Raw genomic sequence first — 14,638 nt, 5'->3', positions numbered from 1 at the left:
ACCATAAAATCAGTGTCTGCCATTCTATAGAAAAGCCTCTGCATATACAGCGCGAAAAGCCACTATTTTCCCGGCGCTAAGCGCTTGAGCTTTAACTAAAAGCTGATACAATGCCGCGCTCACTCGCCATCGGACAGCGGCTCCGCCCACCCGATGAGCACACCCGTTTAGGTCAGGTGTCCGAGTGGTCGAAGGAGGTCGCCTGGAAAGCGGCTGTACGGCAACGTACCGAGGGTTCGAATCCCTCCCTGACCGCCATATAAAGCAAATAACCCGCTGATTAATAGCGGGTTTTTTGTTTTTAAATCATAGTGAACCGTCAACTAAACCGTCAGTTTGTTTTTGCACCCTGCGGTCCGGAGTCAACCCGTGCTTGGCTTGGGCTACTCAGCTAATTTGGCAAATCGTGTTCGACGTCAACTGGCGTATCTTTATTCGTAGACTAATGCCGGCTTTGTGTGCTTCTATTAATCGATATGGAATCAATTGCTTAGGGATAATTTTATGTCAGCGTATAAGTCTATAGCTATGTTCACAATGGTAGGTATTTTGGCGGGGTGTGCTGGACAAGGCGCTAAGCCTTATGTGGATACTAGTGACCACTCGCAGCCTGTTGCAGGCAAGGCGGGCATCTATTTCTACCAGTGGAAAACTGGCTTGCTAGGTGCCGCGTGGGATGTTCCTTTCAAGTTGGATGGAGAGGTTCTGTCGGAGATTAATACCGGAGAGTGGGACTACTTCGAGGTGGAGCCCGGTGTGCGCCGCTATCACATGGGCTGGCTGCAAGATCCTGAAATGCTGTTTGAACCGGATAAGAACTACTTCTTCCGTGGTTTCGTCAACATGGCATCCTCACACGTGATACCAATTCACGATGAAAGAGAGATCAGAGAAACACTGGTCAATATCGAGTCTGGTCGATACGAGCATGCAGATGTTGATTGACGACTTATGACCGGCTGCAGTGTTGGACATTTTCTTTACTGATTGTTTTTTCCTGGAGTATCACTCCGGGGGGGGGGGGGAGGTTCGCACATTACTCGTTCGCCTAGAAGCACTGGCTCCATAAGTAATTGAAGAGGCTCTGGAAAACCTGAGTAGGCGGCACCTCTTCTGATAAATCTCTGTCTTGAGAATATGCTACTCTGATTATTACTTGTCAGCAGACGTGGAGTCTTTTGTGTTCAAAGTAGACATACAAGCTAATCGCATAAACGCTGTCGAGCGCAAATCCTTTACTGAACTTGGTTTAAGCGAGCGCCGTAATCTTCAGGAATGGCTGGCTAACCAGCCCAGTGCGCTCGGTGAAGATCTTCTGATAATCCAAAAAGAGTTCGATGGTTTCGATGACACGCGTGAGCGTCTGGATCTGCTGGCTTTAGATAAAGAGGGTCAGCTTGTAATCATAGAGAACAAACTAGACGACTCTGGTCGGGATGTGGTCTGGCAGGCGCTGAAATACGCCTCGTACTGCTCGAGTCTCACTACTAAAGACATCGTAAAGATCTATCAGCAGTATTTGGATCGTGAGGCTTCTACGAACGCGTCACAGCGTATCGACGCAGTCGAGCAGCTGTGCGAGTTCTTCGAAGCCCCAAGCTTGGACGAGGTGAAGTTAAACCCGGGCAACAATCAGCGAGTTATGCTCATCGCTGCTAATTTCCGTAAAGAGGTTACCAGTACAGCCTTGTGGTTACTGGGCAAAGGGATCGATGTTCAGTGTTTTAAAGTGACACCCTTCTCTCTGGAGGATCAGCTCCTGCTCAATATCGATCAGATTATCCCCACGCCCGAAGCAAGTGAGTTGATGATTGGCATCACTGCTAAAGAGGCGGAAGAGAAGACGGCTGACGCCGTTTTAAAAAATCGACACCGTATACGCCTTGAATACTGGGAACAGCTCTTAGAGCGGTTCTCTCAGTCTGCAGTTGATTTGTACTCCAATATCAGCCCCTCTAAAGATCACTGGCTCAACGCAGGCTCTGGTTTGCGTGGGTGCCCCTATGGGTTATTGCTGTTGCAGAAGGAGCTGCGAGTTGAGCTGTCCATCAGTCGCTTCGATGCTGATGAAAACAGGCAGATTTTTGATCTGCTTCACGAGCGTAAAGAGCAGATTGAAGCCAGCTTCGGTGGAACGTTAATATGGCTGCCGCTTGAAAACAAAAAAGCCTGTCGTATTGAGGTCTCCACTGAGGTAGACGGTTACGATAAGGAGCGTTGGCCAGAGTGGATAGAGTGGCACCTGAATACCATTGCGCGCTTTGAAGCAGCGTTAAAGCAGCCGCTACAAGAGATTGCCAGATCAATGCGTACCAATAACACCACAACCGCACAGAATTAAGAGAGCTATAACCATGGCAAAAGCGCCAGCAAAGAAATCTACGAAGACCTTCGAACAAACCCTCTGGGAATCCGCCGACAAGCTCCGCGGTACCGTTGCCTCATCGGAGTACAAACACATCGTACTCAGCCTCATCTTTCTGAAGTTTGTCAGCGACAAGTTTGAAACGCGTAAGCAGGAGATGATTGACGAGGGGCAGGGCGACTACGTAGATATGGTCGATTTCTACGCGATGAAGAACGTCTTTTACCTACCTGAGGAGTCACGTTGGTCCACCATTCAGCGGGAAGCGAAGCAGGAAGATATTGCGCTGCGTATAGACACTGCGCTGCATACCATCGAGAAGAACAACAAAAGCCTGAAGGGCGCACTGCCAGATAACTACTTCTCCCGCCAAGGATTAGAGCCACGCAACCTGGCTTCACTCATTGATACCATCAGCAACATCGACACCACAGCAGATCGTGAAGAGGATGTGGTGGGGCGTGTTTATGAGTACTTTCTGGGTAACTTCGCTGCATCAGAGGGTCAGCGTGGTGGAGAGTTCTATACACCGAAGTGTGTGGTTAACCTGATTGCAGAGATGATCGAGCCATACAGAGGCAAGATCTACGATCCCTGCTGTGGTTCAGGCGGTATGTTCGTGCAGTCGATCAAGTTCATTGAGAGCCATGAGGGTAATAAGAAGGATATCTCCATCTACGGGCAGGAGCAGACCAGTACCACCTACAAGCTAGCAAAGATGAACTTAGCGATTCGTGGTATCGCTGCCAACTTTGGTGATGTACCGGCGGATACCTTTTTTAAAGATCAGCACCCCGATCTTAAAGCTGACTTCATCATGGCTAACCCTCCCTTCAATCTTAAGGAGTGGAGAGCGGATAACGAACTGACAAACGATCCACGCTGGGCAGGTTATGACGTACCACCAACAGGTAACGCTAACTATGCCTGGATTCTTCACATGGTGAGTAAGCTCTCAGAGAACGGTATAGCCGGCTTTGTATTGGCCAATGGATCGATGAGTACCAACACCAAGGGTGAAGGTGAGATCCGTAAGAAGCTGATCGAGAACGATCTTGTGGACTGCATGATCGCTCTACCAGGGCAGCTCTTCTACACCACACAGATTCCTGTTTGTCTTTGGTTCATTACCAAAAACAAAAAGGCACAAAGCTTTAACGATGAACGCAAAGCCTTCCGTGATCGTAGCGGAGAAACCCTGTTTATCGATGCTCGTAATATGGGCTCCATGATCGATCGTACCCATAAAGAACTCACCACAGATGATCTGGCTGAGATTAGCCGCACCTACCATGCATGGCGTGGTGAAGCTAAGGACGGTACTTATGAGGATCAGGCGGGATTCTGTAAATCTGCAACACTCGATGAGATCAAAGCTAACGATTACGTGTTAACGCCTGGACGTTATGTGGGTGCTGCCGAGCTTGAGGATGATGGCATACCGTTCGAACAGAAGATGAGTGAGCTAACTCAGACGCTTTATCAGCAGATGGCTGAATCAGAAAAGTTGGACGCTGTGATTAAACAGAACCTGGCAGGGCTTGGGTATGGAAACTAGCTGGTCGTTAGAACCAATTTTTAATTACGTATCACTTGCTCAGGGGTTTGCTGTTAATTCGAAGTCGCGCCATGTAATTAAAGAGAAAGGGGAGCTGCCCCTTCTTCGTATAACCGACCTCATAAACTCCACGAAATCACAGTTCATCGATGCTGATTCTATTGCAGCGAAATTTGTAGCTAGCCCGGATGAGCTTATATATACCAGGACTGGGCAAGTCGGTTTGGTTTTCAGAAACAAGCATGGTGTGGTTCACAATAACTGCTTCAAAGTGATCCCAAATGAGGGCCTCGACAAGGACTACCTTTACTGGTTTTTGAAACAGCGACAGGTGATCGAGTACGTGAACTCAATAGCGTCGGGTTCGGTACAGAAGGACCTAAATCATAAGTCTTTTTTAACACTTGAGCTTCCCATCCCCGATGTCAAAGAGCAACGAGCGATTGCGCAAGTACTGGATGCGCTAGAGAACAAAATCGAACTCAACCGCCAGATGAATGAAACGCTGGAAGCGATGGCGCAGGCGTTGTTTCATAGTTGGTTCGTGGATTTTGATCCCGTTATCGATAACGCCCTGGCTGCTGGTAACGAGATACCCGAGCCGCTACAAGCTCGCGCTGCTGCCCGTCAGGCGTTAGGTGATCAGCGCAAACCACTACCACCTGAGATCCAGGCTCAGTTCCCCAGTAGCTTTGTGTTCACCGATGAGATGGGGTGGATACCGGAGGGGTGGAACTCGGTGCCAGTTGACAAAGCGATAGAGGTTAATCCTCGTTTATCTTTGAAGAAGGGTGATGTGGCACCTTTCGTAGATATGAAAGCTTTACCAACGTCGGGATTTGAGATCAGCGATGTAATAAACAAAGAGTTTTCGGGTGGTGCGAAGTTCTCGCAGGGTGATGTTTTGTTTGCCCGTATAACTCCGTGTTTAGAGAATGGTAAAACTGGTCTCGTAGACTTCTTGGAACCTGGTGAAGTGGGTTTCGGATCTACTGAGTTCATCGTACTCAGAGGTGCGGGTTCGATATCATCAGCATTTGTGGCGTGCCTTTCCCGCTTGGAAGAATTTCGCGCTCATTGTCAGCTCGGTATGGTTGGATCGTCTGGACGTCAGAGGGTCCAGAACTCGAGTTTCGGCACGTTCTACCTGGCGCTTCCGGGATCTAATGACTTACTCAAAGCATTTAAGGACCTGTCTGAGCCTAACTTCAAGCGAATTTCAAGTAACAAGGGTGAGTCGAAAACGCTCTCAGGTTTGAGAGATACGTTGCTGCCCAAATTGTTATCTGGGGAGCTTAGAGTTTCTGATTCCGAGCAGCAGGTAGCTGAAGCCTTATGACCAAGTTCACAGAAGCTCAGTTAGAACTCGCGATTATCCAACTTCTGGAGCAGCAGGGGTATCCCTACACCTCCGGTGAAAAGCTGGTTCGTGAGCCAGGTGAAGTACTCATTCGTGAGGATCTAGAGAAATTTCTTGGTGAACGTTACACCGCCGAGGGCATCACCCCTGATGAGATAGAGCGCATCGTGCGCCAGCTGATGAATTACACATCGGCTGATCTCTACGAATCCAATAAGAGCATCTACAAGCTGGTTGCTGATGGTTTCGTGTTTAAGCGTGACGATCGGGATCAGAAGGATCTGTTTATCCAGCTGATCGATTACGATACGGGTTCCAACTATTACCGCATCGTTAACCAGGTAGAGATTGAAGGGCATGAGAAACGTATCCCAGATGGCATTCTCTATATCAATGGTTTGCCGTTGGTGGTGTTCGAATTTAAGAGTGCCATTCGTGAAGAGGCAACACTGCATGATGCGTTCGTACAGTTAACCACACGCTACGCTCGGGATATCCCTGAGCTAATGAAGTACAACGTGCTCTGTGTAATCTCCGATGGAGTGAACTCTAAGCTTGGTTCCCTCTTTGCGCCTTACGAGTTCTTCTATAGTTGGCGGAAGGTGACGGGCAACGAGAACATCGCTCAGGAGGGCATCAACAGCCTTCATACGATGATTGAAGGGCTGTTTGATAAGGAGCGATTGCTTCCTGTTATTCGGCACTTCGTGTACTTCCCCGATGTCTCTAAACGTGAAGATAAGATTGTCTGCCGCTATCCCCAGTTCTATGCAGCTACCAAACTATACGACCACATAAAGATTCACCGTAAGCCTGAGGGCGACGGTAAAGGTGGTACCTATTTCGGTGCGACAGGGTGTGGTAAGAGCTACACCATGCTATTCCTGACGCGCTTGCTGATGCGAAGCGTCGATTTTGAAAGCCCAACCATTGTATTGATTACCGACCGTACTGACCTGGATGATCAGCTCTCTAAGCAGTTCACCAACGCTAAGGGGTATATCGGGGATCAGACGGTTGTTAGTGTAGAAAGCCGTGCTCAGCTGCGTGAGCTGCTGAAAGGACGAACCAGTGGTGGTGTTTTCCTAACTACGATTCACAAGTTTACCGAAGACACCGAACTATTAACGGATCGATCTAACGTTATCTGTATCTCTGATGAGGCACATCGAAGCCAGATTAACCTGGATCAGAAAGTACGCGTAACAGAGCAGGGTGTTAAGCGCACCTATGGGTTCGCGAAGTACCTACATGACTCCTTGCCTAACGCCACCTTTGTTGGTTTTACGGGTACTCCGATTGATGCAACGCTCGATGTCTTTGGTGAGGTGGTCGATGCCTACACCATGACCGAATCGGTAGCCGATGAGATTACTGTTCGTATTGTTTATGAAGGGCGTGCTGCCAAGGTAACACTAGATTACGGCAAACTGCAGGATATCGAGGAGTACTACCGGGAGTGTGCTGAAGCCGGAACCAATGAGTACCAGATAGATGAGAGTAAGCGATCGATGCTTAGCCTTAACTCTATCCTGGGTGATCCTGATCGTATTCGAGCGTTAGCTGAGGATTTTGTTAAACACTACGAGAACCGCATTGCTGAAGCCGCCACTGTTATGGGTAAAGCGATGTTTGTGAGTAGCTCACGGTTAATCGCTTACGAGGTCTACAAAGAGCTTAAAAAGCTCCGCCCTGAGTGGTTCGAAGTCAAAGAGCACGACGGATCCAGAAATCTTACAGAGCAGCAGCTCAAAGAGATTAAGCCTTCTGAACGGGTGAAGATGGTTCTAACCCGCGGTAAAGATGACCCTAAAGCGCTATACGACCTGTTAGGCACCAAAGAGTACCGTAAAGAGTTAGATCGTCAGTTTAAGAACCCGCACTCTAATTTTAAGATCGCTATCGTTGTAGATATGTGGCTTACAGGGTTTGATGTTCCTTTCTTGGATACGATCTACATCGATAAGCCAATACAGCGTCACAATCTTATCCAGACCATCTCACGCGTTAACCGTAAGTTCGAGGGTAAAGAAAAAGGCTTGGTGGTTGATTACATCGGCATCAAGAGCCAGATGAATAAGGCCTTGGCTCAATACTCAAAGACCGATGAACAGAACTTTGAAGATATACAGACATCCGTAGTAGCCGTTAAAGATCATCTGGATCTACTGAATAAGATGTTTCATAAGTTCGATGCAGCGCCTTATTTTACCGGTGAACCGCTTAAACAGCTTCAGTGCTTAAACATGGCTGCTGAGTACGCCATGATGACCGATAAGCAAGAGAAGCGCTTTATGGCACTGGTTAAACGCTTGAAGGCCGCTTACGACATTTGCTCAGGCAGTGAGAGCCTTTCACAACAGGATAGGGATCAAGCCCACTTCTACTTTGCCGTTCGGTCTATCGTCTTCAAGTTGACTCGAGGTGAAGCACCCGATACCGCGCAGATGAACGCTAAGGTAAAGAAGCTGATTGAAGAGGCGATTAGGAGTGATGGTGTAGAGGAGATCTTTAAGCTCGGTGAAGGCGGAGAGGTCGATATCTTCGATGATGATTACTTAGCTAAGATCGAGAAGATTAAGCTTCCCAACACCAAAATTAAGCTATTGCAGCAGCTCTTAGCTAAAGCCATCGGTCAATTTGGTAAAACTAACCGCGCACAGGCTATCGAGTTTAGTAAGCGCTTCCAAGCTCTTGTAGAGAAATACAACGAGCGTAAGGAAGATGATGTCTTAGTAAGCAACGTGCTTGAAGATTTCTCGGACGATATTATTAAGCTTTACGAAGAACTTAAAATCGAAGTGAACTCCTTCGTAGATCTCGGCATCGGCCTAGAAGAGAAAGCGTTCTACGACATCCTAAAAGCGTTAGCTAAGAAATACGACTTTACTTATCCGGAAGATAAGCTTTTGGAACTGGCTAAAGAGGTTAAGGCGGTTGTCGATGATAAAGCCAAGTACACCGACTGGAGCCAGCGAGATGATGTTAAAGCGGAGCTTAAAGTCGATTTGATTCTGTTATTGGCTCGATTTGGGTATCCGCCTGTTGATAGGGATGAGGTGTACAAGGATATCTTTATGCAGGCTGAGGCGTTTAAAGTAAATCGCGATGCTGGCAGAGCAATAAACGCCGGAATTTAGGCATGTATGCTGGTCTGACTAAAACTAAAAATCAAAGAGTTACATAAATTATGAGAAGCTTCTGGGCGTCAAATCGTCTCCAAATATCCTTAATGTTGATTGGGGGTTGTGTCACTGCCTTGGGCGCGTGGTCTATGGAGTACTACCGCTCAATCGAACCGCACGGTTTGAATGGTGATGAGTGGCGAGAGTGGTTTTGGTATTTCGACTTGGCGGATACAGTCGGTGGGCTTGGAGCGTTGTTTACTCTTGGCTGCTTTTTATGGATCACTATCCGCTATTTAAGGCGAGTGGATTACTCTCGAGTGAAGCCAAAGTTTGGCGCTAAAGCAGCCAGACGAGAACTCCTGGAGTTAGCGCAATTGCGCGAGAAAGAGGCAATCAGTCAGGAGGAATACGACGCAAAAGCTGGTCCGCTCCGGAACAAAATACTACGTTAAACCTGACGCTCGTTTGAGGATCGAGTTGTGCATATTACGTTGGGACTAACCCATAGTTTTGACAATCCAGGCGGTTAGCTTCTAGTTCCAGAAAGAAGTTAATTCACGGGCGATGGCTAAAAGTCACTTAGTTTGGCTAGCCTATATAGGCTCCATACGGTTTTTGGTCGACCAATTTGATGTCTCCAAAACGCATCAGAAGTTTCAATCGTCCAGCTCAAGGCGAACGGATGTTAGTTATACAAATAGCGTATCGGCTGACATCGCTGCGTCTACACCAGATACTGGCTTTAGTACATCGGTAAGCAACAGTGTTGTTGTTGATATAATTACAATCAGATGTATTTTAGCAACGTGAATTACCGGTCGAATATCGCTTTGTTTATTTCTACGGTTAGCTTATCGGTGTCGCTTTTGTTGGGTGGAGTTGATTCAGCGACATATTCGGTGTTGGTGTTTAAGTAATCTTAGGCGTTATGTCTAGGTTTGCCGGTTTGCCTACACCCCCAGGGGGAAGGCAAACCGGCAAACCGGCTTCAATTTATCAATCGATAAATTACCGAGTTGTTCGCGCCTCTCTCACTAGAAATTTGTCTGTCGTCACCATCACTCTCTGTTAGCGCTTTCAAGTGGCTTCTTATCGTATTCTTGCCATGCACCCCCTTTAGCTGCTCTATGATCTCTGTCTGGGTGAGAGAGCTAGCTGACAGCAGGTGAAGGATCGAATCGGTGACTGCGGGATCCAGTATGGGCGATGTGTTGGTGGTAGTCGGTGTGCTCTCCCGCCTGACACTGTGATACATCGCCACGTAGTCAGCATCTTCGCCCTTGGTAAAAGAGAAGTACGCCTCTGCTGCATTAGGCCCGCGCGCCTTCCGGTTTTCAAATTTAACGTGGTATTCAGTTCCGGTTGCACCGGGTACCTGCTTAATTGTGCTCATTACATAAACGCAGTCTGCATCGTCTTGTAAATCGCTAGTGCCGCCTGGCGTCGGGGTAGGGTTATTTGGCGTCTGCTTGTTGTTATGCGCTAGCAGAATCAACGTTCCCCCGGCCTGAGTAAATTTTCTACACCCCTGCATAAAAGCCGATGACGCTTTTTTGTCCATTGGGTCTGTAAACTTCTTAACAGTATCGAGCACGAATACCGTATCTTTGGCGGCATCGCCGTCGATTAGGGTCGCAAATATCTCATTCAGTGCTTTAAGCGGATTGCCGAATTTTTTAGTGTCAAGAACCCGGTATCCGCCGGAGAGTCCGAGTTCAGCTTTCTGTGTCAAGCCATCGAAACTGTCGTCTAGGTTTACATGAAATATCTCAAGGGTGGACTCAGAACTCAGCTTGGTTTGAGCGAGCAGGCTCAGTGTCAGCAGGGTCTTACCCGTATTAGGGCTGGCATATAGAATAGTGATATCACCCCGTGCGGCAATACCTTCGATGACAAACTCCATTGATACTGCCTGTGCCTTGCGTGCCTGTACGGTGTTGTTGTCTAAGGTCATTTTCATAACCTTCCTGAGAGCCTGATCTCTTGCACTGATGGGTGGTGGCGCATCGCTGCTGGATGCGTCTGCGGTAGTCATATGCGACTCCTTTTTTGCGTAGCTGGAGGGAAAAGGGGAAGCTCCAGAACAGAGCCTCCCGCGGAGTTAGTGAGTAATAGTCGAACTATATAAGTTCCCGCTGATTGACTCGTAGTATCGTCGATATGGGTTGTCGTATTCTGGCAGGTCATGGAATCCGACCAAGGTGTAGTGAGCGATCCGTGCTCGCACAGCTCCTCTGTGGTCAGTTTGATTCACTCGTCTGCGTTCAATTATCGCCCCATGCTGCTCCAGCTGACGGATCTTAGCGTCCACTCCGAGAAAGTCCTGCCTTTGGAGGTGCATTTTCGTGATGCCGACTTTTCCTGCGTATTCGAGTGCTTCGATCATCAATAACAGTTGGTTTTCTGGCCAAGGAGTAACCCGCTGTTGTTTGAGTGAAATTGGCTTACTGAAGAATGTGATCATTGCGCGGTACCTCTTGCTGATTCAATACGATCGTTTATCCACTGGTTTACTTCGTCCTCGATCCAGGCAACGGACGAGCCACCAGGAACAAGATCGATAGGCTGTGGGAACTTGCCCTGACGGGCTAGCTGGTAAATGTATGAACGGGACAGCGACGTTCTAGCACATACTTCTTTGCAACGTAGGAAGGTTTTAGGTTGAACCGCGTGATTGGTTTCTGCATGGATTGGTTCCATGATTGGTAGGTCCTCAGATTGAGAGTATAAGAGAGCACAGGTGATGTGCTTGTGGGAATCGCAGGATGCGGTCGATATGTGTGATCAGCGATATACCAAACTATTTATAATGATATTTTGATGCTTGAAAAGGGGTAGCCGACTACCCTGCCAAGTTGATCCGGGATAATTATTGATTCGTCAGATTTGGCGTTACAGCGACGACTGAATCAAACTGTCCAGGTAGTCAGCCCAGTCCTGCATCATCTGTCGACGCTTATCCATGAGCTGTGCTTTGTTATAGGTGGCCCTGATACGATCCTTGCTTTCATGTGAGAGCTGAAGCTCTATTGCATCAGAATCGTGCCCCATCTCGTTCAGCATGGTGCTAGCAGTATGTCTGAATCCATGACTTGTCATGAAACCCGTACCGAAGGGAACGCCAGTATCTGGATTTCTGAGGCGTTTGATAGCGTAGGTGGTGGTGTTTTCACTCATTGGTTTTCCATTACCGTGGGCGGTCGTGAATACATACGAACTGGTCATGTGCCTTGTCTTCTCGACCTCCCGAAGGATGTCGATCGCTTGATTGGCCAGCGGTACCTTCAACTCCTTACGCATCTTCATCTCCGATCCCGGGATAGTGAGAAGTGCGGCGTCAAAGTCGATGTGCTCCCATTTCATAAACCGGATGTTCTTTGGACGTAAGAATAGAAGCGGCATGAGTTTAAGAGCCTGTGATACGGCGGCATTTCGGCGGGGTGCCGGTTTGTGGATTGCTAGCAGCAGCATTTTTAGATCTGTAGCACTGGTAATGTGAGCGAAGTTGCCTTTAGCTTGTTGGTCTACCTTGGGTAATAGCTCAGCAAGGCCCTGAGCTGGGTTGGATTCTACAATACCCAGCAGAAATAACTCGTTATATACGCGGCGAAGTACCCCCGCCATACGCATCGCTGTCTCTTTCGTACCCCTGTCAGTCATTTTCTTCAGTACGTCGTATAGATCTCTGGTCGTAAACTGATTCACCGGAGCCTTGTCTAGGTCCGGGTAGATATTTTTCTTTAGCCGTTGCTTGAGGTCCTTTTCAGTTGATGCCTGAAGGTTTTGCTTTGCGATCCATTCATCGCAATACGCACTGAACACTTTATGTGTACTACAAGTTTTGGTCAGAAGAGCGCGCCTCTCTGTGGTTGGATTCAGACCCCTCTGCACTAGCTTTCGAGCGTTGCTGGCTTCTTCTCTTGCTTCAGCCAGGCTCACGTCTGGAAAGCTGCCGATGGTATATGTGTTTTGTTTACCGTTCAGTCTAAAGCCATATTTCCAGGTCTTGGAGCCGTTGGGTCGAACGAGTAAGTGTAGATTGTCTCGATCGAATATCTTGTACTGTTTGACGTCGGGTTTTGCTGCTTTGATTTGAGAAGTGGTGAGGGCCATGTGGGGGATACTCAGGGGTAAATGTAGATTGTCTTCAGGTATAGTTCGGCTAGTGGAACCGTCATTTGAACCGTCATTAGGTGTGGGCAGTATAGTAAGTATCCTAGTGATTTGAATATATAAATCAATAAAAACAGTGGCTTAATCATGTATGATTGTATGATGCGAGTGATGCTATATACTTTTCGACGTTCTCCCTGACCGCCATTTCTTCAATGCAGATTCCTCTGCAACCCTTGTCAGAAGTACGTTTAACTCATCAGCCTCCACTGGCTGTAGACAATACTGTAGACAAATTATGTACCAAACAACTCCGTCTCTTCGATACACATACACTAGGAAAGGTGTCTATTACTTCAGTCGATGGATTCCTTCTGACCTTAGAAAGTATTATCAAACTGATCGTATAGTTCAGAGCCTCCAAACTAGATCAGCAGCTAAAGCCAAACAAGCTGCATCCATAATAGCGTCTCGACTTGATGAATATTGGTTAGATATTCGTTTACGTAATGGCTCTCCCCTATTCAAGGACAAACTGCTTACATCTCCTGTCATGGCTACTAGCAGCATTATGACAATTAGCGAAGCTAAGAACCTTTACCAAGATATTAAAGGCTCCGGACGGTCGAAGGTTTTCAGACAATCAAATGATCGCATCGTTAATTACCTTATTCAGTGTCATGGAGATAAACCTCTTGATCAGTATGCGGGGACTGATGCTGCTATGTTTAGGGAGTGGCTGATTCAGAAAGGCTTAAATAGTAGCTCAGTTAGAAGAGCCTTTAGTATCATCAAAGCGATAGTTAATTTTGCAATTAGCGAACTGGGTCTTGAGATACGAAACGTATTTAGCGGTGTCTACCTTCCTGAACAGACTGACAAAGCATCAAGAAAGCCTATCAAGAACCATACTCTTCGTCTTATTCAAGCAAAATGTAAGGAGCTAGATGATGAGATGCGATGGCTTACAGCATTGATAAGTGACACAGGGATGCGCCTTGGGGAAGCTGTTGGTTTATTAATAGATGACATTAAACTTGAAGCAGATGTACCACACATTGTGATTCAACCACACAAACATCGTTCACTGAAAACAACCTCAAGTAAACGCAAAGTTCCATTAGTAGGTTATTCACTCTGGGCTGCAGAACGTATTGTTGCCAATAAGGTAAATGACTTTTGCTTCCCTCGTTACAACAAGTCTGACATCAGCAATACCAATAGTGCTAGTGCTGCTTTAAATAAGTGGCTTAAAAGTATCTCTGAGGTAAGCGTCCGGCGAACCCGTCTTGAGCACCTGGCTGCCCGCTGGCGATAGTGTCCACCTATTTATAAGTGGACACCTGTTATGACCATGCTAAGCACATCGGAAGCCCCCATTAAGCGTCGCCGCTTCACTGCCGAATTCAAGGCCAGGATCGTGGCCGACTGCCTGCAACCAGGGGCGTCGGTCGCCCGGATTGCCCTGGATCATGGCCTCAACGTCAACCTGGTCCATAAATGGATCCGCGCAGCCCGGCGGCAGGACGTCACGTCGACGCCTCCGGCTTTTCTGCCCATCGCATTGCCGGCACAGCCGCCCCAACCGCAGGCGTCGGGCTCTGGCGAGAGTATCCGCATCGAGATCCCGCGTGCAGGCGGCAGCCTGGTCGTGAACTGGCCCCTGGCTGACGGCGACCGTTGCCTGCATTGGCTCAAGGATCTGCTGCGATGATCCGCATCGACGAGATATGGCTGGCCACCGAACCGCTGGATATGCGCGCCGGTCCCGATACCGCCCTGGCGCGTGTCGTGGCGGTGTTTGGTGCGGCGAAGCCGCACTGCGCTTATCTGTTCGCCAACCGCCGCGCCACCCGGATGAAGGTCCTGGTGCATGACGAGATGGGTGTCTGGCTGGCGGCGCGTCGCCTGCATCAGGGCAAGTTCAAATGGCCCGAGGCCTGGCGGGGAGACCGGGTGGAGCTGCACCCGGAACAGCTCCAGGCGCTGGTGCAGGGACTGCCCTGGCAGCGCTTCGGCCCCGCCGGCGTGATCAGTGTGCTCTAGACCTGGAACACAACCGACGGTCGAAGGCTATTGGCCGTTCTGCCCATCGCCAGAGCTCGATGGCTCTG

13 protein-coding genes, 1 tRNA gene and 1 pseudogene are annotated in these 14,638 nt (G+C 48.4%); 11 read left to right on the top strand and 4 right to left on the bottom strand.

Features of this window, described 5'->3' with window-relative positions:
• The first annotated feature begins 170 nt into the window (after positions 1–170).
• The 7 genes from AC1WNR_RS08235 (at position 171) to AC1WNR_RS08205 (ending at position 8,863) form a co-directional block, all read left to right on the top strand.
• Positions 171–258 (top strand) — tRNA-Ser (locus AC1WNR_RS08235).
• Between the two features lie 246 nt (positions 259–504).
• A complete protein-coding gene (locus AC1WNR_RS08230; protein WP_481644023.1) occupies positions 505–945 on the top strand; it encodes a hypothetical protein in 441 nt (146 codons plus the stop codon).
• A gap of 235 nt (positions 946–1,180) precedes the next feature.
• Complete coding sequence (locus tag AC1WNR_RS08225) at positions 1,181–2,341, top strand: DUF4268 domain-containing protein (RefSeq protein ID WP_481644022.1); 1,161 nt, start codon at positions 1,181–1,183, stop codon at positions 2,339–2,341.
• Between the two features lie 13 nt (positions 2,342–2,354).
• Complete coding sequence (locus AC1WNR_RS08220; RefSeq protein ID WP_481644021.1) at positions 2,355–3,923, top strand: type I restriction-modification system subunit M; 1,569 nt, start codon at positions 2,355–2,357, stop codon at positions 3,921–3,923.
• Positions 3,913–5,262: a restriction endonuclease subunit S gene (locus AC1WNR_RS08215; RefSeq protein ID WP_481644020.1), complete on the top strand. Its 1,350-nt coding sequence runs from the start codon at positions 3,913–3,915 to the stop codon at positions 5,260–5,262. The genes AC1WNR_RS08220 and AC1WNR_RS08215 overlap by 11 nt, the downstream gene beginning before the upstream one ends.
• Positions 5,259–8,423: a type I restriction endonuclease subunit R gene (locus tag AC1WNR_RS08210; RefSeq protein WP_481644019.1), complete on the top strand. Its 3,165-nt coding sequence runs from the start codon at positions 5,259–5,261 to the stop codon at positions 8,421–8,423. The genes AC1WNR_RS08215 and AC1WNR_RS08210 overlap by 4 nt, the downstream gene beginning before the upstream one ends.
• A gap of 134 nt (positions 8,424–8,557) precedes the next feature.
• Positions 8,558–8,863: a hypothetical protein gene (locus AC1WNR_RS08205; protein WP_481644018.1), complete on the top strand. Its 306-nt coding sequence runs from the start codon at positions 8,558–8,560 to the stop codon at positions 8,861–8,863.
• 536 nt (positions 8,864–9,399) lie between these two features.
• Here AC1WNR_RS08205 and AC1WNR_RS08200 read toward each other — a convergent pair.
• The 4 genes from AC1WNR_RS08200 to AC1WNR_RS08185 all read right to left on the bottom strand — a co-directional run bounded on the left by AC1WNR_RS08200 (position 9,400) and on the right by AC1WNR_RS08185 (position 12,524).
• Positions 9,400–10,446, bottom strand: coding sequence for an AAA family ATPase (locus AC1WNR_RS08200; protein WP_481644017.1), 1,047 nt, complete (start codon positions 10,444–10,446; stop codon positions 9,400–9,402).
• Between the two features lie 66 nt (positions 10,447–10,512).
• Entirely contained in the window at positions 10,513–10,752 is a 240-nt protein-coding gene (locus AC1WNR_RS08195) for a helix-turn-helix domain-containing protein (RefSeq protein ID WP_481645378.1), read from the bottom strand.
• Between the two features lie 119 nt (positions 10,753–10,871).
• Entirely contained in the window at positions 10,872–11,111 is a 240-nt protein-coding gene (locus AC1WNR_RS08190) for a helix-turn-helix transcriptional regulator (RefSeq protein ID WP_481644016.1), read from the bottom strand.
• A gap of 192 nt (positions 11,112–11,303) precedes the next feature.
• Complete coding sequence (locus tag AC1WNR_RS08185; protein WP_481644015.1) at positions 11,304–12,524, bottom strand: tyrosine-type recombinase/integrase; 1,221 nt, start codon at positions 12,522–12,524, stop codon at positions 11,304–11,306.
• A gap of 298 nt (positions 12,525–12,822) precedes the next feature.
• On the opposite strand from AC1WNR_RS08185, the pseudogene AC1WNR_RS08180 reads away from it, so the two are divergent.
• The 4 genes and pseudogenes from AC1WNR_RS08180 to tnpB form a co-directional block, all read left to right on the top strand.
• Positions 12,823–13,014, top strand: a pseudogene (locus tag AC1WNR_RS08180) (DUF6538 domain-containing protein); the annotation flags it as partial.
• A gap of 81 nt (positions 13,015–13,095) precedes the next feature.
• Positions 13,096–13,842, top strand: a complete 747-nt coding sequence (locus tag AC1WNR_RS08175; RefSeq protein WP_481645377.1) for a site-specific integrase — start codon at positions 13,096–13,098, stop codon at positions 13,840–13,842.
• Positions 13,843–13,872: 30 nt separating this feature from the next.
• On the top strand, positions 13,873–14,238 hold the full coding sequence (gene tnpA / locus AC1WNR_RS08170) for an IS66-like element accessory protein TnpA (RefSeq protein WP_481644014.1): 366 nt from the start codon (positions 13,873–13,875) through the stop codon (positions 14,236–14,238).
• The gene (gene tnpB, locus AC1WNR_RS08165) at positions 14,235–14,570 is read left to right on the top strand and encodes an IS66 family insertion sequence element accessory protein TnpB (protein WP_481644013.1); all 336 of its coding nucleotides are present in this window, start codon (positions 14,235–14,237) and stop codon (positions 14,568–14,570) included. Before tnpA ends, tnpB begins: the two co-directional genes overlap by 4 nt.
• The last annotated feature ends 68 nt before the right edge of the window (positions 14,571–14,638 follow it).

The sequence above is a fragment of the Marinobacterium marisflavi genome, assembly GCF_982447095.1.
This window is presented reverse-complemented; position numbering and strand designations above follow the sequence as displayed.

Bases quoted from the DNA above. Each gene is read 5' to 3' on its own strand.
- AC1WNR_RS08230 (WP_481644023.1), top strand. From the start codon at position 505: ATGTCAGCGTATAAGTCTATAGCTATGTTCACAATGGTAGGTATTTTG.
- AC1WNR_RS08220 (WP_481644021.1), top strand. From the start codon at position 2,355: ATGGCAAAAGCGCCAGCAAAGAAATCTACGAAGACCTTCGAACAAACC.
- AC1WNR_RS08215 (WP_481644020.1), top strand. From the start codon at position 3,913: ATGGAAACTAGCTGGTCGTTAGAACCAATTTTTAATTACGTATCACTT.
- AC1WNR_RS08210 (WP_481644019.1), top strand. From the start codon at position 5,259: ATGACCAAGTTCACAGAAGCTCAGTTAGAACTCGCGATTATCCAACTT.
- AC1WNR_RS08205 (WP_481644018.1), top strand. From the start codon at position 8,558: ATGGAGTACTACCGCTCAATCGAACCGCACGGTTTGAATGGTGATGAG.
- AC1WNR_RS08200 (WP_481644017.1), bottom strand. From the start codon at position 10,446: ATGACTACCGCAGACGCATCCAGCAGCGATGCGCCACCACCCATCAGT.
- AC1WNR_RS08195 (WP_481645378.1), bottom strand. From the start codon at position 10,752: ATGCACCTCCAAAGGCAGGACTTTCTCGGAGTGGACGCTAAGATCCGT.
- AC1WNR_RS08190 (WP_481644016.1), bottom strand. From the start codon at position 11,111: ATGGAACCAATCCATGCAGAAACCAATCACGCGGTTCAACCTAAAACC.
- AC1WNR_RS08185 (WP_481644015.1), bottom strand. From the start codon at position 12,524: ATGGCCCTCACCACTTCTCAAATCAAAGCAGCAAAACCCGACGTCAAA.
- AC1WNR_RS08175 (WP_481645377.1), top strand. From the start codon at position 13,096: ATGACAATTAGCGAAGCTAAGAACCTTTACCAAGATATTAAAGGCTCC.
- tnpA (WP_481644014.1), top strand. From the start codon at position 13,873: ATGACCATGCTAAGCACATCGGAAGCCCCCATTAAGCGTCGCCGCTTC.
- tnpB (WP_481644013.1), top strand. From the start codon at position 14,235: ATGATCCGCATCGACGAGATATGGCTGGCCACCGAACCGCTGGATATG.